The organism is Staphylococcus sp. GDX7P312P (assembly GCF_008385775.1).
GTDB lineage: Bacteria > Bacillota > Bacilli > Staphylococcales > Staphylococcaceae > Staphylococcus > Staphylococcus haemolyticus.
On the sequence record NZ_VUKI01000031.1, the window covers coordinates 45,326 to 68,856 of the forward strand.

18 protein-coding genes are annotated in these 23,531 nt (G+C 33.3%); all 18 read left to right on the forward strand.

Annotation, left to right across the window (positions count from 1 at the left end; genetic code table 11):
* The first annotated feature begins 12 nt into the window (after positions 1-12).
* The 18 genes from F1592_RS09515 to rimP all read left to right on the forward strand — a co-directional run bounded on the left by F1592_RS09515 (position 13) and on the right by rimP (position 23,514).
* The gene (locus F1592_RS09515) at positions 13-1,242 is read left to right on the forward strand and encodes an aminoacyltransferase (protein WP_053017118.1); all 1,230 of its coding nucleotides are present in this window, start codon (positions 13-15) and stop codon (positions 1,240-1,242) included.
* A gap of 218 nt (positions 1,243-1,460) precedes the next feature.
* Positions 1,461-2,327, forward strand: coding sequence for a DNA-processing protein DprA (gene dprA, locus F1592_RS09520; protein ID WP_053017082.1), 867 nt, complete (start codon positions 1,461-1,463; stop codon positions 2,325-2,327).
* A 178-nt stretch (positions 2,328-2,505) separates the two neighbouring features.
* Positions 2,506-4,575 carry a type I DNA topoisomerase gene (gene topA, locus F1592_RS09525; protein WP_037537327.1) on the forward strand — a complete coding sequence of 690 codons (2,070 nt, stop codon included), beginning with the start codon at positions 2,506-2,508 and terminating at the stop codon, positions 4,573-4,575.
* A 23-nt stretch (positions 4,576-4,598) separates the two neighbouring features.
* Entirely contained in the window at positions 4,599-5,906 is a 1,308-nt protein-coding gene (gene trmFO, locus F1592_RS09530) for an FADH(2)-oxidizing methylenetetrahydrofolate--tRNA-(uracil(54)-C(5))-methyltransferase TrmFO (RefSeq protein WP_053017084.1), read from the forward strand.
* 201 nt (positions 5,907-6,107) lie between these two features.
* A complete protein-coding gene (xerC, locus tag F1592_RS09535; RefSeq protein WP_276311470.1) occupies positions 6,108-6,971 on the forward strand; it encodes a tyrosine recombinase XerC in 864 nt (287 codons plus the stop codon).
* Entirely contained in the window at positions 6,972-7,517 is a 546-nt protein-coding gene (gene hslV / locus F1592_RS09540) for an ATP-dependent protease subunit HslV (RefSeq protein WP_011275947.1), read from the forward strand.
* Positions 7,518-7,576: 59 nt separating this feature from the next.
* Positions 7,577-8,980, forward strand: a complete 1,404-nt coding sequence (gene hslU / locus F1592_RS09545) for an ATP-dependent protease ATPase subunit HslU (RefSeq protein WP_037537323.1) — start codon at positions 7,577-7,579, stop codon at positions 8,978-8,980.
* A 21-nt stretch (positions 8,981-9,001) separates the two neighbouring features.
* A complete protein-coding gene (codY, locus tag F1592_RS09550) occupies positions 9,002-9,775 on the forward strand; it encodes a GTP-sensing pleiotropic transcriptional regulator CodY (RefSeq protein WP_011275945.1) in 774 nt (257 codons plus the stop codon).
* Positions 9,776-10,041: 266 nt separating this feature from the next.
* On the forward strand, positions 10,042-10,830 hold the full coding sequence (gene rpsB, locus F1592_RS09555; RefSeq protein ID WP_011275944.1) for a 30S ribosomal protein S2: 789 nt from the start codon (positions 10,042-10,044) through the stop codon (positions 10,828-10,830).
* A gap of 164 nt (positions 10,831-10,994) precedes the next feature.
* Positions 10,995-11,873 carry a translation elongation factor Ts gene (gene tsf / locus F1592_RS09560; RefSeq protein WP_107609946.1) on the forward strand — a complete coding sequence of 293 codons (879 nt, stop codon included), beginning with the start codon at positions 10,995-10,997 and terminating at the stop codon, positions 11,871-11,873.
* Positions 11,874-12,009: 136 nt separating this feature from the next.
* Entirely contained in the window at positions 12,010-12,732 is a 723-nt protein-coding gene (gene pyrH / locus F1592_RS09565) for a UMP kinase (protein ID WP_011275942.1), read from the forward strand.
* A 17-nt stretch (positions 12,733-12,749) separates the two neighbouring features.
* Positions 12,750-13,304 (forward strand): ribosome recycling factor, encoded by a 555-nt coding sequence (gene frr, locus F1592_RS09570; protein WP_011275941.1) that lies wholly within the window; start codon positions 12,750-12,752, stop codon positions 13,302-13,304.
* Positions 13,305-13,529: 225 nt separating this feature from the next.
* Positions 13,530-14,300: an undecaprenyl pyrophosphate synthase gene (locus F1592_RS09575; RefSeq protein WP_053017087.1), complete on the forward strand. Its 771-nt coding sequence runs from the start codon at positions 13,530-13,532 to the stop codon at positions 14,298-14,300.
* 3 nt (positions 14,301-14,303) lie between these two features.
* Positions 14,304-15,086: a phosphatidate cytidylyltransferase gene (locus tag F1592_RS09580; protein ID WP_149809546.1), complete on the forward strand. Its 783-nt coding sequence runs from the start codon at positions 14,304-14,306 to the stop codon at positions 15,084-15,086.
* A 210-nt stretch (positions 15,087-15,296) separates the two neighbouring features.
* On the forward strand, positions 15,297-16,583 hold the full coding sequence (gene rseP / locus F1592_RS09585) for an RIP metalloprotease RseP (protein ID WP_053017088.1): 1,287 nt from the start codon (positions 15,297-15,299) through the stop codon (positions 16,581-16,583).
* An 18-nt stretch (positions 16,584-16,601) separates the two neighbouring features.
* Complete coding sequence (locus F1592_RS09590; RefSeq protein ID WP_053017089.1) at positions 16,602-18,302, forward strand: proline--tRNA ligase; 1,701 nt, start codon at positions 16,602-16,604, stop codon at positions 18,300-18,302.
* Positions 18,303-18,561: 259 nt separating this feature from the next.
* Positions 18,562-22,878 carry a PolC-type DNA polymerase III gene (locus F1592_RS09595; RefSeq protein WP_053017090.1) on the forward strand — a complete coding sequence of 1,439 codons (4,317 nt, stop codon included), beginning with the start codon at positions 18,562-18,564 and terminating at the stop codon, positions 22,876-22,878.
* Positions 22,879-23,046: 168 nt separating this feature from the next.
* Positions 23,047-23,514, forward strand: a complete 468-nt coding sequence (rimP, locus tag F1592_RS09600) for a ribosome maturation factor RimP (protein WP_037537317.1) — start codon at positions 23,047-23,049, stop codon at positions 23,512-23,514.
* Positions 23,515-23,531 lie beyond the last annotated feature (17 nt).

Genomic DNA, 23,531 nt, shown 5'->3' on the forward strand with positions numbered 1-23,531 from the left:
AGTATGAATGATTTGATTTTTACAACTTTAGAATTAAATGAATTTGAAATTTTTATGAGAAATAATTTTTCGCATTATACTCAGATTGAAGAGTTATATAAATATAGGAAAGCTCGAAATTTAGGGGTTCATATTGTCGGTGTCAAAGAAAACGGTAACGTAGTTGCTGCCTGTCTATTAACTGATGCTCGTATATTTAAGGTGTTTAAATACTTTTATACCCATCGAGGACCGGTGATGGATTTTACTAATTTAGCGTTAGTTGAATTTTTCTTTAAAAAATTAACGCATTATGTACGTATGCGAAGTGGTGTTTTCATACTAGTTGACCCTTATGTCTTGGAGAATATAAGAAGTGCTGATGGTGAAATTATAGAACACTTTAACAATAAACAGTGGTTTAAGGTGATGAATAAATTAGGATACCAGCATCAAGGTTTTACAACTGGCTATTCAGCTATGAGTCAAATAAGATGGCATTCTATATTAGATTTAAAAGATAAAAGTGAACAACAATTATTAAAAGATATGTCTTATCAAACTAGACGTAACATTATGAAGACAATTGAAATGGGTGTGCAAATTAAAACTTTATCAATTAAAGAAACGAATAGATTTTATCGACTGTATCACATGGCTGAAGAAAAACATGGCTTTCATTTTCAAGAAGAACCTTATTTCAAACAAATGCTTGAAATTTATGGTGATAAAGCATGTATGAAGTTAGCTTATATTGATTTAAATAAGTATATAAATTTATTAAAGCAACGAGCGATAGAATTAGAAGAGAAAGTGACTGAAATTAAACAATCATTAAAAGTGAATGCTAATTCAAAAAAGACAAAAACAAAATATCAGCAATTAAATCAACAACTAGAGAGCCTTAATAAAAAAATTGCAAAAACTGAACAATTAATCATTACGGATGGTACATTACTTGATTTAGCTGCTGCATTGTTTATTTATAACAATCACGAAATGTACTATTTATCAAGTGGTTCTAATCCTAAATACAATGAATTTATGGGTGCCTATTGTCTGCAATGGGATATGATACGCTACGCAAAAGAGAAAGGCATAGAGCGTTATAATTTCTACGGCATAACTGGCGACTTTGGTGAGGATGCAGAAGATTATGGTGTCCAACAATTTAAAAAAGGATTCAATGCGTTTGTAGAAGAATATGTTGGTAATTTTATTAAGCCAGTAAATAAATTGCTCTATAAATTATATCAAAATTAAGTGAATTGATTTATTTAGTGCTAAGGTAACAAAATTTAAAGTAATCTGGGACTTTTAGGTCTCAGATTTTTGTGTAAAATAAGCATGAAGACTGTTTACATAATTCAATATTAAAATTACTCATTAAAAGTTATTAAATTTTATCCATCAAATGTCTTTTAATTGAAATGTGATATACGACATAGTTGTCTTATAATGTTTTTAAAGGAGACGACTTCATGACTAACAACAACATATTACTTTTGAAATTAATTTGGTTAGGTTATACGACCCAACATATTCATCATTTATTAAAATTAAATCCTGATTTTTTTGAATTCTCTTATACTGATCAAATAGATACAATAAGAAATTGGGACAGAATGTTTCATAATGATGATTTTATTGATAAATTTAATAATTTAAATGAAAAAGATATTTTGTCACTTTTGCAGAATCACAAAGTAAGTTTTACAACACCGTTTAACACTAATTATCCTCGACTGTTAAAAGAAATTTATGATTATCCGTTTGTCCTATTTTACCAAGGTGACCCCCGTTTATTAACATCCTCCAATACATTAGGTGTGGTGGGCTCAAGAAATGCAACAGAATACTCAGCTAAAGCCATGCAATACTTATTTCCTAAATTTAAACAAATTCCACTAACTATTATTTCCGGTTTGGCAAAAGGTGCTGATAGCATTGCACATCATTTTGCTATAGAGTATCAATTACCTACTATAGCTGTTTTAGGTTTTGGTCATATGATGCATTACCCTAGAGAAACGCAAAAATTACGCAACATAATAGAAGAAAAAGGTTTAGTTATTAGTGAATATCCGCCATTCACTAGTGTTAGGCGATATCACTTTCCGCAACGCAATCGTTTGATAAGCGGTCTTTCACAAGGGGTTTTAATAACTGAAGCAAGTGTTAGAAGCGGTAGTCAAATTACAATTGATTGCGCATTAGACCAAAATAGAAATATATATGTATTACCAGGTTCAATATTTAATCCACTAACTAAAGGTAATTTGAAACGAGCTCAAGAAGGTGCGATGATTGTAACCTCAGCTGATGATATCCTATGTGATTATAAATAGATATCATTAATGATTCATTCTAGAGTAATAAAAATCTATATTTAATTCTAATTGATAGCTAAAAATAATATTAAAAAGCGTTTAAAATGCACGTTAATAGAATTTAAACATTGACAAAAACAAAATTGACCGTTTATCATTTATCTTTAGTAATTGAAATAGCAAGGGGGAATTCACTTTGGCAGATAATTTAGTCATAGTTGAGTCGCCTGCAAAAGCGAAAACCATTGAAAAATATTTAGGTAAAAAATATAAAGTTATAGCTTCTATGGGACATGTTAGAGATTTACCAAGAAGTCAAATGGGTGTCGATGTAGAAGATAATTATGAACCGAAATATATTACGATACGCGGTAAAGGTCCAGTTGTTAAAGACTTAAAGAAATATGCTAAGAAAGCAAAAAATGTCTTTCTTGCGAGTGACCCTGACCGTGAAGGTGAAGCGATTGCTTGGCATTTATCAAAAATTTTAGAACTTGATGATTCAAAAGAAAACAGAGTAGTATTTAATGAAATTACAAAAGATGCGGTAAAAGAAAGTTTTAAGCATCCTCGTGGCATAGAAATGGATTTAGTCGATGCACAACAAGCACGCCGTATATTAGATAGATTAGTTGGATATAATATTTCACCAGTATTATGGAAGAAAGTGAAAAAGGGGCTGTCTGCAGGGCGAGTTCAATCTGTAGCTTTAAGATTAGTAATAGATAGAGAGAATGAGATTCGTAACTTTAAGCCTGAAGAGTATTGGTCTATAGAAGGTGAGTTTAGATATAAGAAATCTAAATTTACTGCTAAGTTTCTTCATTATAAAAATAAACCATTTAAATTAAAAACAAAAAAAGATGTTGAAAAAGTTACAGCTGAATTAGATGGAGACAAATTTGAAATTACAAATGTTAATAAAAAAGAAAAAACTAGAAATCCTGCTAATCCATTTACCACTTCAACATTACAACAAGAGGCAGCTCGTAAATTAAATTTCAAAGCGCGTAAAACTATGATGCTCGCGCAACAATTATATGAAGGTATTGATCTAAAACGACAAGGTACAGTTGGATTAATCACATACATGAGAACTGACTCTACACGTATATCACAAACCGCTAAAGACGAAGCGAAACAATATATTGAAGATAAGTATGGTAAAGATTATCTTTCTAATAGAACTGCTAAGGGTAAACAGGGTGACCAAGATGCCCACGAAGCAATTCGACCAACAAGTACTTTACGTACACCTGATGAAATGAAAGCATACTTAACTAGAGATCAGCATCGATTGTATAAATTAATATGGGAAAGATTTGTAGCAAGTCAAATGGCACCAGCAATTTTAGACACTGTTGCTTTAGATGTTACCCAAAACAACATTAAATTCCGAGCTAATGGTCAAACAATCAAATTCAAAGGTTTCATGACGCTTTATGTAGAAGCCAAAGATGATAAAGATAATGAAAAAGAAAATAAATTACCTAACTTGAGTAAAGGTGATGAAGTGACTGCAACTCAAATTGAACCAGCGCAACACTTCACTCAGCCACCTCCACGTTATACAGAAGCACGTTTGGTTAAAACGTTAGAGGAATTAAAAATTGGTAGACCTTCTACCTATGCACCTACGATTGACACAATACAAAAACGTAATTATGTAAAACTTGAAAGTAAACGATTTGTACCTACTGAATTAGGTGAAATTGTATATGAACAAGTAAAAGACTATTTCCCTGAAATAATTGATGTAGAGTTTACTGTTAATATGGAAACGCTATTGGATAAGATTGCTGAAGGAGATATTGGCTGGAGAAAAGTAATTGATAACTTTTACGGAAGTTTCAAATTAGACGTTGAACGTGCTGAGGAAGAAATGGAAAAAGTTGAAATTAAAGATGAACCTGCTGGCGAAGATTGTGAAGTTTGTGGCTCTCCTATGGTTATTAAAATGGGACGATATGGTAAGTTTATGGCGTGCTCAAATTTCCCAGACTGTAGAAATACGAAAGCAATCGTGAAAACTATTGGCGTAACATGCCCTAAATGCAAAGATGGAGATGTCGTTGAAAGAAAATCTAAGAAAAATAGACTTTTCTATGGTTGTTCAAACTATCCTGAATGTGACTTTATTTCTTGGGACAAACCTGTTGGTCGTGATTGTCCTAAATGTAATCATTATTTAATGGAACATAAGAAAGGACGCAGTTCACAAGTTATTTGCTCAAACTGTGACTATAAAGAAGAAGTTCAAAAATAGATAATAAATTAAGGAGGAAAACCATGAGTCAAACTGTAAATATAGTTGGCGCTGGACTAGCTGGTTCAGAAGCCGCTTATCAATTAGCTCAACGAGGTATCAAAGTGAATTTGATTGAAATGCGCCCAGTTAAGCAAACGCCAGCACACCATACTGATAAATTTGCAGAATTAGTATGTTCTAACTCACTACGAGGCAATGCATTAACAAATGGTGTGGGTGTATTAAAAGAAGAAATGAGAAGATTAGACTCATTAATTATCTCTGCTGCTGACAAAGCAAGAGTTCCTGCTGGTGGTGCATTAGCAGTTGATCGACATGATTTTTCTGGTTATATTACTGAAACTTTAAGAAATCATCCTAATGTTACTGTTATTAATGAAGAAATTAATAGTATCCCGGAAGGATACACAATTATTGCTACTGGTCCATTAACTACAGAAAATTTAGCTAAAGAAATCGTAGATATTACTGGTAAGGATCAACTTTATTTTTATGATGCAGCTGCTCCAATTATTGAAAAAGAATCGATTGATATGGATAAAGTTTATCTAAAATCACGTTACGATAAAGGTGAAGCAGCCTATCTTAATTGTCCTATGACAGAAGAAGAATTTAATCGCTTTTATGATGCAGTACTTGAAGCAGAAGTTGCACCAACAAATGAATTTGAAAAAGAAAAATATTTCGAAGGATGCATGCCTTTTGAAGTAATGGCTGAACGTGGACGCAAAACACTATTATTTGGTCCTATGAAACCTGTTGGTCTTGATGATCCAAAAACAGGTAAACGTCCATTTGCTGTCGTTCAATTACGACAGGATGATGCAGCTGGAACGCTATATAATATTGTCGGTTTCCAAACTCATCTAAAATGGGGCGCACAAAAAGAAGTAATTCAACTTATCCCTGGTTTAGAAAATGTTGATATCGTACGATATGGTGTGATGCATAGAAATACATTTATAAATTCTCCAGATGTATTAAATGAGAAATATGAGTTGATTAAAGAAGATAGAATTCAATTCGCAGGTCAAATGACTGGTGTTGAAGGCTATGTTGAAAGTGCAGCAAGTGGACTTGTTGCTGGGATTAACCTAGCTCACAAATTACTTGATAAAGGTGAAGTTATTTTCCCTAGAGAGACAATGATAGGAAGTATGGCTTATTACATCTCACACGCTAAAAATGAAAAGAATTTCCAACCTATGAATGCTAACTTTGGTTTATTACCCTCACTTGAAAAACGTATTAAAGATAAAAAAGAGCGTTACGAAGCACAAGCTAACAGAGCTCTCGAATATTTAGAGAATTATAAGAAAACACTATAAGTTTAGTGATTGAACTAGAATAGAATTGATTTCGAATTCATTGTTTTAGTCTCACGTTCAAGTTATTTCAATCTTTTAAGTAATTCTCAAAAGATTTTGAATTCTATAGCTAATTATTTTAGTCCCCTTCATGTTATATGCTACAATGCATATGATGGAGGGGATTTTTAAGTGGAAGAAATCCAAGTTACATTCTTAAATATGCTCAAAGTTGAGAGAAATTTCTCCGCCCATACGTTAAAATCATATCATGATGATTTAGTACAATTTAATCATTTTTTAGAACAAGAATTACTAAATCTAAGAACATTTGAATATAAAGATGCTAGAAATTATTTAAGCTATTTATATTCACAGAATTTGAAACGTACTACTGTATCAAGGAAGATTTCAACTTTAAGAACTTTCTATGAGTTTTGGATGACACAAGACGAGACAATCATAAATCCTTTTGTACAACTCGTTCATCCTAAGAAGGAGAACTACTTGCCACAGTTTTTTTATGAAGAAGAGATGGAAGCATTATTCGAAACTGTAGCAAAAGATACTAAAAAGGGATTACGGGATCGCGTTATTCTAGAATTATTATATGCAACGGGTATACGCGTTTCTGAACTAGTAAATATCCAACTTAAAGATATTGATATGTCTTTACCTGGTGTGAAAGTACTAGGAAAGGGAAATAAGGAACGGTTTGTTCCGTTTGGAGAATTTTGTCGTCAAAGCATTGAACAATACTTAAGCGAATTTAAGCCTATACAACATACCAAACATTCATTTTTATTAGTTAACATGAATGGCGCCCCTATAACAGAGAGAGGCGTTAGGTATGTTTTAAATGATGTTGTTAAACGTACAGCAGGGGTTACGGAAATTCACCCCCACAAATTAAGACATACGTTTGCAACACATTTACTTAATCAAGGTGCGGATTTAAGAACGGTACAATCTTTGTTAGGACATGTTAATCTTTCGACAACTGGAAGATATACACATGTTTCTAACCAACAATTACGTAAAGTGTATTTAAATGCACATCCTCGAGCGAAAAAGGAGAGTAAATAAATGAGTAAAACATCATTACATGCAACAACTATTTATGCCGTTAGACACAACGGTGAAGCAGCGATGGCTGGTGATGGACAAGTTACACTAGGTGAGCAAGTTATCATGAAGCAAACAGCGCGCAAGGTCCGCAGACTATATGAAGGAAAAGTGTTAGCTGGATTTGCTGGTAGTGTAGCTGATGCCTTCACTTTGTTTGAGAAGTTTGAAACAAAATTACAACAATTTAGTGGTAATTTAGAACGTGCAGCTGTTGAACTAGCTCAAGAGTGGCGTGGTGATAAACAATTACGTCAATTGGAAGCTATGTTAATTGTAATGGATAAAGATGCAATATTAGTAGTCAGCGGAACTGGAGAAGTCATTGCACCTGATGATGATTTAATTGCGATTGGCTCTGGAGGCAACTATGCTTTAAGTGCTGGAAGAGCATTGAAGCGTCATGCAAGCCAATTATCTGCTAAAGAAATGGCTTACGAAAGTTTAAAAGTTGCATCTGACATTTGTGTGTTCACAAATGATAATATTATAGTGGAAACACTTTAACTTTTAAAAATTATGGAAATGAATATAAATGGACGTTAATTAGGTTGGAGGTAAAATATATGGATGCAAACGGTATAAAATTAACACCTAAAGATATCGTATCTAAATTAGATGAATATATAGTTGGGCAAGATGATGCTAAACGAAAAGTTGCCATTGCTCTAAGAAATCGCTATAGAAGAAGTTTGCTTGATGAAGAAACCAAACAAGAAATCGCACCTAAGAATATTTTGATGATTGGTCCGACTGGTGTTGGTAAAACTGAAATAGCAAGACGTATGGCTAAAGTTGTAGGAGCGCCATTTATTAAGGTGGAAGCTACTAAGTTTACTGAAGTAGGATACGTTGGACGCGATGTTGAGAGTATGGTTCGTGATCTAGTCGATGTAGCTGTAAGACTTGTTAAAGATCAAAAGAAAGATTTGGTTAAAGACGAAGCAGTTAATAAAGCTAATGAAAAGTTAGTTAAATTACTTGTGCCTAGTATGAAGAAAAAAGCGTCAAATAATAGTAATCCTTTAGAGTCATTACTTGGTGGTGCAATTCCAAACTTTGGTAACAATGATGATGAAGAAGAGGAAACACCTACAGAAGAGATTAAAACTAAGCGTTCAGAAATCAAAAAACAATTATTAGATGGTAAACTTGAAGAAGAGAAAGTTAGAATTAAAGTAGAACAAGATCCAGGTGCACTAGGCATGCTCGGTACAAATCAGAACCAACAAATGCAAGACATGATGAATCAACTCATGCCTAAACGTAAAGTTGAGCGTGAGGTACCAGTTAAAACAGCTCGTAAGATTTTGGCTGATGATTTTGCCGATGAATTAATTGATCAAGAAACTGCAAATCAAGAAGCGCTTGAGTTAGCAGAACAAATGGGTATTATCTTCATCGATGAGATCGATAAAGTAGCAACGAATAACGCTAATAGTGGTCAAGATGTTTCAAGACAAGGTGTACAACGAGATATCTTACCAATTTTAGAAGGTAGCATGATTCAAACTAAGTATGGTACTGTAAATACTGAACATATGCTGTTTATCGGTGCTGGCGCGTTTCACGTATCGAAACCAAGTGATTTAATACCTGAATTACAAGGACGCTTCCCAATTAGAGTAGAATTAGAAAGTTTAACTGTTGACGATTTTTATAGAATATTAACTGAACCTAAGCTATCACTCATTAAACAATATGAGGCATTGCTTCAAACAGAAGAGGTCACTGTGAACTTTACTAAGGAAGCGATTACAAGATTAGCTGAAATGGCATATCAAGTTAACCAAGACACTGATAATATTGGTGCACGTCGTTTACACACAATCTTAGAGAAAATGCTTGAGGATTTATCTTTCGAAGCCCCTAGCATGCCAAATGCTGTAGTAGATATAACACCACAATATGTTGATGATAAGTTGAAATCTATTTCAACAAATAAAGATTTAAGTGCATTTATTTTATAATATAAATAAAGGAGAAATTTTATGAGCTTATTATCTAAAACTAGAGAATTAAATACACTATTACAAAAACATAAAGGTATTGCGGTCGACTTTAAAGACGTTGCTCAAACAATTAGTAGCGTTACAGTAACGAACGTATTTATTGTTTCACGTAGAGGTAAAATTCTAGGTTCAAGTTTAAATGAACTTTTAAAAAGTCAAAGAATTAACGAAATGTTAGAAAGTAAACACATTCCTAGCGAATATACAGAACTATTAATGGACGTTAAACAAACTGAATCTAATATTGATATTGATAATGAATTAACTGTATTCCCACCTGAAGATAAAGAAGTATTTAGTAGCAGTCGTACAACTGTATTTCCAATACTTGGTGGCGGCGAAAGATTAGGAACATTAGTACTTGGTCGTGTTAAAGATGACTTTAACGAAAATGATTTAGTATTAGGCGAATATGCTGCAACAGTTATTGGAATGGAAATACTTCGTGAGAAACATAATGAAGTTGAGAAAGAGGCACGTGATAAAGCGGCAATCACTATGGCAATTAATTCATTATCTTATTCTGAAAAAGAAGCAATTGAGCATATTTTTGAAGAATTAGGTGGCAATGAAGGCCTATTGATAGCTTCAAAAGTAGCAGATAGAGTAGGTATCACTCGCTCAGTAATCGTGAACGCGTTACGTAAACTTGAAAGTGCTGGTGTAATCGAATCACGATCCTTAGGGATGAAGGGTACCTTTATTAAAGTTAAAAAAGAAAAATTCCTTGATGAATTAGAACGAAATAAATAATTATGATTTAAATCGATAATGCAATAACCAACATTCAACTGTTGCAAGTATATATTATTTGTAACAGTTTTTATTATGAAAAATGTGTATTGCATTATTTCTTTAGTGAAATTAACATTGCGCATTATATAGAAATATGATATTATTGTTTTCGGCTATAAAAGCCAATACACACATGATAAACGTACATTTAAAGGGTGCAATTAAATTAATTGTCTTTATATGAGTTTATTATGGAGGTAAATAACCACTAGGAGGAATTTAAAATGGCAGTAATTTCAATGAAACAATTACTAGAAGCCGGTGTTCACTTCGGTCACCAAACACGCCGTTGGAACCCAAAAATGAAAAAATATATCTTCACTGAGAGAAATGGTATCTATATCATTGACTTACAAAAAACAGTGAAAAAAGTTGAAGAAGCTTATAACTTCATCAAACAAGTATCTGAAGATGGCGGTAGAGTCTTATTCGTAGGTACTAAAAAACAAGCACAAGAGTCAGTTAAAGCTGAAGCAGAACGTGCTGGACAATTCTACGTTAACCAAAGATGGTTAGGCGGAATTTTAACTAACTACAAAACAATTTCTAAACGTATTAAACGTATTTCTGAAATCGAAAAAATGGAAGAAGACGGTTTATTCGACGTTTTACCTAAAAAAGAAGTTGTTGAACTTAAAAAAGAATACGACCGTTTAATCAAATTCTTAGGCGGTATTCGTGATATGAAATCTATGCCTCAAGCATTATTCGTAGTTGACCCTCGTAAAGAGCGTAACGCGATTGCTGAAGCACGTAAATTAAATATTCCAATCGTTGGTATTGTTGACACTAACTGTGATCCAGATGAAATTGATTACGTTATCCCAGCGAACGACGATGCTATTCGTGCCGTTAAATTATTAACTGGTAAAATGGCTGACGCTGTCTTAGAAGGTCAACAAGGTGTTTCTAACGATGAAGTAGCTGCAGAGCAAAACATCAATTTAGATGAAAAAGAAGAATCTCAAGAAGCAGAATCAACTGAAGAAAATACTACTGTTGAATCAAACTAAGATATAGTTTAAATGGGTGATAAGATGTAATGCTTATCGCCCTTTTTTCAAATAATAAAAAATAATGATTAAAGTTTACTAGAGTATTGGAAATTATAGTGACTTTAATGGTAATATTTAGGTATCATCTATTATTACAATTAGAAATATTGGAGGAATAATTAATGGCAATTTCAGCAAAACTTGTTAAAGAATTACGTGAAAGAACTGGCGCTGGTATGATGGATTGTAAAAAAGCGCTAACAGAAACTGATGGTGACATCGATAAAGCGATTGATTACTTACGTGAAAAAGGTATCGCTAAAGCAGCTAAAAAAGCAGACCGTATCGCAGCTGAAGGTTTAGTACATGTTGAAGTTAAAGGAAATGAAGCTGCTATCGTTGAAATCAACTCTGAAACTGACTTCGTAGCTCGTAATGAAGGCTTCCAAGAATTAGTTAAAGAAATTGCTAATCAAGTTCTTGATAGCAAAGCTGAAACAGTAGATGCTTTATTAGAAACTAAATTATCAAGTGGTAAAACAGTTGATGAAAGAATGAAAGAAGCAATCTCAACAATCGGTGAAAAATTAAGTATCCGTCGTTTCGAAATCAGAACAAAATCTGATAACGATGCATTTGGTGCATACTTACACATGGGTGGACGTATCGGTGTGTTAACTGTAGTTGAAGGTACTACTGATGAAGAAGCTGCTAAAGATGTTGCTATGCACATCGCGGCTATCAATCCAAAATATGTTTCTTCAGAACAAGTTAAAGAAGAAGAAATCAATCACGAAAGAGAAGTATTAAAACAACAAGCATTAAATGAAGGTAAACCTGAAAACATCGTTGAAAAAATGGTTGAAGGTCGTTTACGTAAATATCTTCAAGAAATTTGTGCAGTTGATCAAAACTTCGTTAAAGATCCAGATCAAACAGTTGAAGCTTTCTTAAAATCTAAAGGTGGTAAACTTGTTGACTTCGTTCGCTATGAAGTAGGCGAAGGTATGGAAAAACGTGAAGAAAACTTCGCAGATGAAGTTAAAGGTCAAATGAAATAATCTGTCGACAAGATTTACAAGAAAGAAGACACCTTTGAGGTTTTCTATTATAAAGTGATACTTTATGTTAGAAGGCGCGTCAGTGTCTTCTTTACTTGTATATATTACATATTTTTACAATAGAGAGGAAAAAACAATGGCGCAAACTTCTAAATATAAACGTGTAGTATTAAAACTTAGTGGTGAAGCACTTGCAGGAGACAAAGGTTTTGGTATTAATCCAATCATTATTAAAAGCGTGGCACAGCAAGTAGCTGAAGTTGCTAAGATGGATTGCGAAATCGCAGTTATCGTTGGTGGTGGCAATATTTGGAGAGGTAAAACTGGTAGTGATTTAGGTATGGACCGTGGTACAGCAGACTACATGGGTATGCTTGCTACAGTTATGAATGCTCTTGCACTCCAAGATAGCTTAGAACAATTAGAATGTGACACACGTGTGTTGACATCAATTGAAATGAAACAAGTTGCTGAACCATATATCCGTCGAAGAGCTATTAGACATTTAGAGAAGAAACGTGTTGTTATTTTTGCAGCAGGAATCGGTAATCCATACTTCTCTACAGATACAACTGCAGCGTTACGTGCAGCAGAAGTCGAAGCCGATGTTATTTTAATGGGTAAAAATAATGTTGATGGAGTATATTCAGCAGACCCTAAAGTAGATAAGAATGCAGTTAAATATGAACACTTGACGCACATTCAAATGTTACAAGAAGGGTTACAAGTAATGGACTCAACTGCATCATCATTTTGTATGGATAATAATATTCCTTTAAATGTATTTTCAATTATGGAAGAAGGCAATATTAAACGTGCAGTTATGGGTGAAAAAATAGGTACGTTAATAACTAAATAATTAGAGGTGTAAACAATATGAGTGACATAATCCAAGACACTAAAGCTAGAATGAGCAAATCTATCGATAATTTATCAAGAGAATTAGCGAATATCAGTGCCGGAAGAGCAAATTCAAATTTATTAAGTGGCGTAACTGTTGACTATTATGGTGCACCAACACCAGTTCAACAATTAGCGAGCATCAATGTGCCTGAAGCACGTTTATTAGTTATTTCTCCTTATGATAAATCTTCAGTAGCTGATATTGAAAAAGCAATTTATGCAGCAAATTTAGGTGTAAATCCTACAAGTGATGGTGAAGTTATTCGTATCACTGTCCCAGCTTTAACAGAAGAACGTCGTAAAGAATTAGTGAAAAACGTTAAGAAAATTGGTGAAGATGCGAAAGTATCTATCCGTAACATCCGTCGTGATATTAATGATCAATTGAAAAAAGATGAAAAAAATGGTGACATTACTGAAGATGATTTAAGAAGTCAAACAGAAGATGTTCAAAAAGCTACAGATAATTCTATTAAAGAAATTGATCAATTAGTAGAGGACAAAGAAAAAGACATTATGTCTGTTTAATTAGTTCGACAATAAATTAATTCATTTAATAATGTGTAAGTATTATTATAAATATACTTTCTACATTACTATAAATTATTTTAGTCTAAACTGTGCCAATTCAGACTTTGGTACAGTTTTTTCATTTGCTTATTCAATGCCATTATCGAGTATGATAAAATGATAGATGATTTCTTAAATAACTAATATAATATAATAGAGATGATCAGGCTCGGAGGAAAGACCATGTTTAAAAAGCTAATAAAAAGAAATAAGACTAAAATCAGTCATAACGATGATTTAGATTTACATAATTTACCTGAACATGTAGCGATTATCATGGACGGAAATGGACGTTGGGCCAAAAAGCGTAAAATGCCTAGAATTAAAGGACATTACGAAGGTATGCAAACCATTAAAACTGTAACGCGAGAAGCAAGTGATTTGGGTATTAAATACTTAACACTATACGCTTTTTCAACTGAAAATTGGTCTAGACCTGAAAATGAAGTTAATTATATCATGAATTTGCCTGTTAATTTTTTAAAAACATTTTTACCCGAACTCATTGAAAAAAATGTTCAAATAGAAACGATTGGTTTTCTAGATGCAGTTCCTAAATCGACGATTGAAGCAATAGAACATGCAAAAGAAAAAACAAAAAATAATACAGGTCTGAAATTAATATTTGCCATCAATTATGGTGGACGAGCTGAAATTGTTCAAAGTATGAAATCAATTTATGATGAACTTCAATGCAATGGTCAAGACAGTAAAGATATTGATGAATCAATGATTAACAAGCATTTAATGACACATTCATACCCAGATCCTGAGTTATTAATTCGCACTTCTGGTGAACAACGTATTAGTAATTTCCTTATTTGGCAGTCTTCTTATAGTGAATTTATATTCAATGAGAAATTGTGGCCAGACTTTGACGGTGAAGAATTTAAAAATTGCTTAAAAATATATCAATCTCGCCAAAGACGCTTTGGAGGGTTAAGTAAGGAGTAGCGTATGAAAGTTAGAACTTTAACCGCAATTATAGCATTGTTAATTTTTCTACCCATTCTATTGATGGGTGGTACAACGTTAATGTTGTTTGCGTACTTACTAGCTTTAATTGCATTAAAAGAACTTTTAAATATGAATATGATTAAATTAATTTCAGTCCCTGGTATTTTTAGTGCTTTAGCATTAATTATTATTATGTTACCTCAATCAGCAGGTGACTGGGTTAGTGACATTCAATTAAAAAGTTTAATCGCAATGAGTTTTATTTTACTAAGTTATACTGTACTGTCAAAAAACAGATTTAGTTTTATGGATGCTGCTTTCTGTCTTATGTCAGTTGCATATGTCGGTATTGGATTTATGTATTTCTATGCAACACGTTCAGATGGCTTACATTACATACTTTATGCATTCTTAGTGGTGTGGTTAACAGATACAGGTGCTTATATTTTCGGTCAACTAATGGGTAAACATAAATTATGGCCAGTAATTAGTCCGAACAAAACTATTGAAGGTTTTATTGGCGGATTAATTTGTAGTTTAATTGTGCCAATTGTTATGTTGTTCTTTGTTGATTTCAACTTAAATATTTGGTTACTATTATTAGTAACCATCATCTTGAGTATCTTTGGTCAACTTGGAGATTTAGTTGAATCAGGATTTAAACGTCATTTTGGTGTTAAGGATTCTGGTAGAATTTTACCGGGGCACGGTGGTATATTAGACCGATTTGATAGTTTCATGTTTGTTTTACCATTACTCAACATTTTATTAATACAAATGTAGTGCGATTTTAATGTTTTATTTATATATGAAAAATGTATAGTGCTATAATTGAGGAGTTATTGAGTGCACATTTGACTAGACATAGTAGATGATGTAATTCTTAACTCCTTTTATTAAAAGTAAAATTCTTGAATAATTTAACCAAATCATAGATAATCTACATCGTTCTAATGAAAAAAGTAGAAATTTAATTTAATTGAGGTGTATCATGTGAGCTATTTAATCACTATTGTCTCATTTATGATCGTGTTTGGTGTACTTGTTACGGTACATGAATATGGTCACATGTTCTTTGCTAAACGTGCTGGAATAATGTGTCCTGAATTCGCGATAGGTATGGGACCAAAAATATTTAGTTTCCGTAAGAACGAAACTTTGTATACCATCCGTTTATTACCTGTAGGTGGTTATGTAAGAATGGCTGGAGACGGTTTAGAAGAGCCACCAGTTGAACCAGGTATGAATGTTAAAGTAAAACTTAATGATAAAGATGAGATTACGCATATAATTTTAGATGATCAGCATAAATTTCAAAAGATAGAAGCAATTGAAGTTAAACAATGTGATTTCAAGGATGATTTGTACATTGAAGGTATTACTTCATATGATAATGAGCGACATCATTTTAATATTGCTGAAAAAGCATATTTTGTTGAGAATGGTAGTTTAATTCAAATCGCTCCACGACATCGACAATTTGCACATAAGAAACCTTTACCCAAATTTTTAACGTTATTTGCAGGACCATTATTTAACTTTATATTAGCCTTAATATTATTTATCGCATTAGCTTATTTCCAAGGAACACCTACTACCTCAGTGGGGCAATTAGCTGATAATTATCCAGCACAACAAGCAGGATTAAAATCCGGAGATAAAATCGTTCAAGTAGGTCAATATAAAACAAAGAGTTTTGATGACATTCAGTCTGCAGCAAATAAAATTAAAGATAATAAAACAACGATAAAATTTGAAAGAGATAATCAAACAAAGACAGTGGACATAACTCCTAAAAAGCAAGTTATTAAGCAAACTAAATTAAATTCTGAGACGACGTACATTTTAGGTTTCCAACCTCAGAAAGAACATACTTTAATAAAACCAATTGCGCTAGGGTTTGATCAGTTTGTTAGTGCCAGTACATTAATCTTTAAAGCTGTAGGAACAATGATTGCAAGTATATTCACAGGTCAATTCTCATTTGATATGTTAAATGGTCCAGTGGGTATTTATCATAATGTTGACTCTGTAGTTAAACAGGGTATCATTGCTTTAACGTACTACACTGCACTATTAAGTGTTAACTTAGGTATAATGAACTTATTGCCAATTCCAGCACTTGATGGTGGTCGAATTTTATTTGTTATCTATGAAGCAATTTTCAGAAGACCAGTTAATAAAAAAGCAGAAACAATTATAATAGCTGCTGGTGCTATTTTTGTCTTAATTATAATGGTTCTAGTAACTTGGAACGATATACAACGTTATTTCTTGTAGAATAAGGAGGATTAAGTGATGAAACAATCGAAAGTTTTCATACCAACTAGGAGAGATGTCCCTGCTGAAGCAGAAGCTTTGAGTCACCAATTATTATTAAAAGCAGGATTAATCAAACAAAGTACAAGTGGTATTTATAGCTATTTACCATTAGCATCTCGTGTGTTAAATAATATTTCTAAAATCATCCGTGAAGAAATGGAAAGCATTGATGCCGTTGAAATTTTAATGCCTGCACTTCAACAAGCAGAACTTTGGGAAGAATCAGGTCGTTGGGGTGCATACGGTCCAGAGTTAATGCGCTTAAAAGATCGTAATGGACGTGAATTTGCTTTAGGTCCTACACATGAGGAAGTAGTAACTTCTATCGTCAGAGATGAACTTAAATCTTATAAACAATTGCCTTTAACGTTATTCCAAATACAATCTAAATTTCGAGATGAGAAACGTCCACGCTTTGGTTTGCTAAGAGGTAGAGAATTTATTATGAAAGATGCGTATTCATTCCATGCTGATGAAGCATCGTTAGATGAAACATATCAAGATATGTACAATGCTTACGACCGTATATTCAAACGTGTTGGCATCAATGCTCGACCAGTGGTTGCAGACTCAGGTGCAATTGGCGGTAACCACACACACGAATTCATGGCCTTAAGTGAAATTGGTGAAGATACTATCGTTTATAGTGAACAAAGTGATTATGCAGCTAATATTGAAAAAGCGGAAGTCGTTTATCATCCAAATGAAAAGCATACAGAAGTAGCAGAATTAGAAAAGATTGAAACACCTAATGTTAAAACTGCTCAAGAATTAGCTGATTTCTTAAACCGTCCGGTTGATGAAATTGTTAAATCAATGATATTTAAAATTGATGGAGAATTCATTATGTTCTTGATACGTGGTCATCATGAATTAAATGATGTCAAAGTAAAAGCATTCTTTGAAACAGATAACGTTGAAATGGCCACTCAAGACGAGATTGTTAATTTATTAGGTGCTAATCCTGGTTCACTGGGACCAGTTCATGATAAAGATATTAGAATTTTTGCAGATAATTATGTCAAAGATTTAAATAATTTAGTCGTTGGTGCTAATGAGGATGGATTCCACTATATTAACGCTAATTTAGATCGAGATTACAAGGTAGATGGGTTTGGAGATTTCCGTTTTATCTTAGAAGGAGAACCATTAAGCGATGGCTCTGGCGAAGCGAAATTTGCTGAAGGCATTGAAGTAGGTCAAGTATTTAAGTTAGGAACTAAATACTCAGAAGCAATGAACGCAACATTCTTAGATAACCAAGGTAAAGCTAAGCCATTAATCATGGGGTGCTATGGAATAGGCGTTTCAAGAACGCTAAGTGCCATTGTTGAACAAAATAATGATGAAAATGGTATTATTTGGCCTAAATCAGTTACACCATTTGATTTACATCTAATTACTATTAATCCTAAAAAGGATGAACAACTAGAATTAGGTGATCAATTGTATAAAGAATTACAACAACAATATGATGTACTTTATGATGATCGTAAAGATCGAGCTGGCGTTAAATTTAATGATGCAGATTTAATCGGTCTTCCAATAAGAATTGTAGTTGGTAAAAATGCTAGTGAGGGTATCGTTGAAGTTAAAGTACGTCAAACTGGTGAAAGCGAAGATGTTCATATTAACGATTTAAACACTCATATCGCTACACTTTATAATAATTTATAATTTGCTAAGACTTAGTTGAATTTGATGAATGTACTTGATTTCACTTGTTCAACATGGATATTCAATGCATAATGCTAAATGAGGTTAAGACAATTTCATATTTGTCTAAACCTCTTTTTTTACTAAAAATTTTAAAACGAAACATATGAAAAGCACATGGCAAAGTAGTATAATGGATATCAAGTTTGCAGTTAGATCATAACACGATGCGTATACATATAATTGAGAAATTAGTTAGATATAAGGGTGGTTATCTGTCATGGCAATGACGAATCAAGAAAAATTCAAAGTACTCGCTGACCAGATTAAAGTTTCCAATCAACTAGATCAAACAATCATTGAAAAAGGTGAATTAACGCGAGTAGATGTGTCAAATAAAAATAGAACGTGGGAATTTCAAATTACATTGCCATATTTTCTATCACATGAAGATTATTTAATATTCACTAATGCGATTACTGAAGAATTTAAAGAAATTGCCAAAGTTGATTGGCATTTTACAATTCAAGATACAAGTAATCAAGATGAGCATGCTATCAAATATTTTGGTCATTGTATAGAACATACTGCACTTTCACCTAAAGTAAAAGGTCAACTTAAACAGAAGCGTTTAATTATGTCTGGTAATGTGTTGAAAGTAATGACCTCTAATGACATCGAAAGAAATCACTTTGACAAAGTATGTAATGGTAGCTTAGTAAAAGCTTTTCGTAAATGTGGTTTTGATATTGATAAAGTTGTTTTTGAAACGGACGACTCAAGTTCTTATGATGATTTAGCTTCATTAGAAGCTCATATTCAAGAAGAAGATGAAAAAAGTGCTCGTGAAGCTACTGAAAAAATTGAAAAAATCAAAGCAGAAAAAGCCAAACAACAAGATAACAATGAAAGTAATGTTGATAAGTGTCAAATTGGTAAACCGATACAAATTGATAATATAAAACCAATTGAATCAATCATTGAAGAAGAGTTCAAAGTAGCGATTGAAGGGGTTATATTTGATATTAACCTAAAAGAATTAAAGAGTGGTCGTCATATTGTTGAGTTAAAAGTCACAGACTACACAGATTCTCTTGTACTTAAGATGTTTACAAGAAAAAATAAAGATGATTTAGATCACTTTAAGGCACTGAGCGTAGGTAAATGGGTACGCGCTCAAGGACGTATTGAAGAAGACACGTTTGTAAGAGATTTAGTAATGATGATGACTGATATAGAAGAAATCAAAAAGACACCTAAGCAAGATAAAGCTGAAGAAAAGCGTGTAGAGTTTCATTTACATACATCAATGAGTCAAATGGATGGTATTCCTAATATAAGTGCATATGTTAATCAAGCTGCAAAATGGGGACATAAAGCGATAGCAGTTACAGATCATAATGTCGTTCAAGCCTTTCCTGATGCTCATGGTGCCGCTGAAAAAAATGGTATTAAAATGATTTATGGTATGGAAGGCATGCTCGTAGATGACGGAGTACCTATTGCTTACAAACCAACAGATCGAGATCTTAAAGAAGCAACTTATGTTGTATTTGACGTTGAAACAACTGGACTTTCAAACCAATACGATCAAATTATAGAATTGGCCGCCGTTAAAGTTAAAGACGGGGAAATTATTGATAAATTTGAACGATTCAGTAATCCACACGAAAAATTATCAGAAACAATCATTAATTTAACTCACATTACTGATGATATGTTGACTGATGCCCCTGAGATTGAAGAAGTATTGACTGAATTTAAAGAGTGGGTTGGGGATGCTATATTTGTAGCACATAATGCATCATTTGATATGGGCTTTATTGACACTGGCTATGAAAGACTTGGCTTTGGGCCATCAACGAATGGTGTCATAGATACTTTAGAACTTTCACGTACGATTAATACTGAATATGGTAAACACGGATTAAACTTTTTAGCGAAAAAGTATGGTGTAGAATTAACTCAACACCATAGAGCCATTTATGATACTGAGGCTACAGCGTATATCTTCATTAAGATGGTTCAGCAAATGAAAGAGTTAGGAGTTACAAATCATAAAGATATTAATCAAAAACTGTCTAATGAGGATGCATATAAACGTGCACGTCCGACACATGTGACATTAATTGTTCAAACACAGGAAGGCTTAAAGAACTTATTTAAAATTGTAAGTGCCTCATTAGTTAAATACTATTATCGAACTCCTAGAATTCCACGTTCATTATTAAATGAATACCGTGAAGGCATACTAGTTGGAACAGCTTGTGATGAAGGTGAATTATTCACTGCTGTAATGCAGAGAGACCAATCGGAAGTTGAAAAAATCGCTAAATATTATGATTTTATTGAAGTACAACCACCTAAACTTTATCAAGATCTTATTGATAGAGAACTCATTAGAGATACTGAAACACTTTATGAAATTTATGAACGTATATTAAAAGCTGGAGAAAGTACAGGTATTCCAGTAATAGCGACAGGAAATGCGCATTATTTATATGAACATGACGCAATTGCTCGTAAAATCTTAATCGCATCTCAACCTGGTAATCCTTTGAATCGCTCAACTTTACCAGAAGCGCATTTTAGAACGACAGATGAGATGTTAGATGAGTTTCACTTTTTAGGTGAAGAAAAGGCACATGAAATAGTTGTTAAAAACACAAATGAATTAGCGGACCGAATTGAAAAAGTTATTCCAATTAAAGATCAATTGTTTACGCCACGTATGGATGGAGCTAATGAAGAAATTCGTGAACTAAGCTACACGAATGCCAAAAAATTATACGGTGAAGATTTACCACAAATCGTAATCGATCGTCTTGAAAAAGAACTAGCAAGTATCATCGGAAATGGTTTCTCGGTTATCTATTTAATTTCACAACGTCTTGTTAAAAAATCTCTAAATGATGGATATTTAGTAGGTTCGCGTGGTTCGGTTGGATCTAGTTTTGTGGCAACAATGACTGAAATAACTGAAGTTAATCCATTGCCACCTCATTACATTTGTCCTAACTGTAAAACGAGTGAATTTTTTGATGATGGGTCTGTAGGTTCAGGGTTTGATTTACCTGATAAACAATGTAGCACTTGTGGTGCTGAACTTATTAAAGAAGGACAAGACATACCATTTGAAACATTCTTAGGATTTAAGGGAGATAAAGTTCCTGATATTGACTTGAACTTTAGTGGTGAGTACCAACCAAACGCTCATAACTATACTAAAGTGCTTTTCGGGGAAGACAAGGTTTTCCGTGCAGGGACAATAGGTACAGTTGCCGAAAAAACGGCGTTTGGATATGTTAAAGGTTATTTAAATGACCAAGGTATCCATAAACGTGGTGCGGAAATCGATCGTCTGGTTAAAGGATGTACAGGTGTAAAACGTACAACAGGACAACATCCAGGTGGGATTATAGTAGTTCCTGATTACATGGATATTTATGATTTTACCCCGATACAATATCCTGCAGATGATCAAAGTGCTTCTTGGATGACAACGCATTTCGACTTCCATTCCATCCATGATAATGTCTTAAAACTTGATATTTTAGGACATGATGATCCTACAATGATTCGTATGTTACAAGATTTATCTGGTATAGATCCTAAGACCATTCCAGTAGATGATAAAGAGACAATGCAAATCTTTAGTAGTCCTGAGTCATTAGGTGTAACTGAAGAGGAGATACTTTGTAAGACTGGAACTTTCGGTGTACCTGAATTTGGTACAGGATTTGTGCGACAAATGTTAGAAGATACGAAACCAACAACTTTTTCAGAACTTGTACAAATATCAGGATTATCTCATGGTACTGATGTTTGGTTAGGTAATGCACAAGAATTGATTCGTTCAGGTATTTGTGATTTATCAAGCGTTATAGGTTGTCGTGATGATATCATGGTTTATTTAATGTATGCAGGATTAGAACCCTCAATGGCCTTCAAAACAATGGAATCAGTGCGTAAAGGTAAAGGTTTAACTGAAGAAATGATAGATGCTATGAAAGAAAATGATGTACCAGATTGGTATTTAGATTCTTGTTTGAAAATTAAGTATATGTTCCCTAAAGCCCACGCGGCCGCATATGTACTAATGGCAGTGAGAATTGCATATTTCAAAGTACATCATCCACTTTATTATTATGCATCTTATTTCACAATTCGTGCATCAGACTTTGATTTGATTACTATGATTAAAGACAAAGAAAGCATAAAGAATACAGTCAAAGATATGTATTCAAGATACATGGACCTCGGTAAAAAAGAAAAAGACGTTCTTACTGTCTTAGAAATTATGAATGAAATGGCTCACCGCGGATTCCGTATGCAACCGATTAGTCTAGAGAAAAGTCAGGCATTTGACTTTATTATTGAAGGAGATACTTTAATTCCTCCATTTATTTCTGTACCTGGACTTGGAGAGAATGTTGCTAAACGCATTGTTGAAGCGCGAGAAGATGGTCCATTCCTATCAAAAGAAGATTTAAATAAAAAGGCTGGATTATCTCAAAAAATAATTGAGTATCTTGATGATTTAGGTTCTTTACCTAATCTTCCAGATAAGGCACAATTGTCTATTTTTGATATGTAATTTATATTCCAAGCTCAAAAGTATTTTATTAGTCTCTGTGACGCAAGAGATAGACATTTGTTTAAGGAATTAAAGTGTGATATACTGAACGTGCGTAAAAAATTAGACTCAGGCAGAAAGAGTGGGCATATACCCGCTCTTTTCTATTTGCCGAAAAAGGAGGCCTGTATGAGTAAAATCACTGAGGAAGTAGAAACAATCATAACTCCTATTTTAGACGAATTGAATTTTGAATTAGTTGAAGTTGAATACACTAAAGAGGGGAAAGATCATTTCTTAAGAATATCTATTGATAAAGAGGGCGGTGTCGATTTAAATGATTGCACACTTGCTTCTGAAAAAATCAGCGAGGCAATGGATGAGAATGATCCAATTCCAGATATGTACTACTTAGACGTAGCATCACCAGGTGCGGAACGTCCAATTAAAAAAGAAAAAGATTATCACAATGCAATTGATAAACCAGTATTTGTATCATTATATGCGCCAATCGAAGGCGATAAAGAGTGGCTTGGAATTTTAAAAGCTGTTGATGATGACACAATCACGATGGAAGTTAAAGAAAAAGCTAAAACAAAACAAATTGAAATACCAAGAAATAAAATTGCAAAAGCACGTCACGCTGTAATGATTTAACGTGATGAGGAGGAATA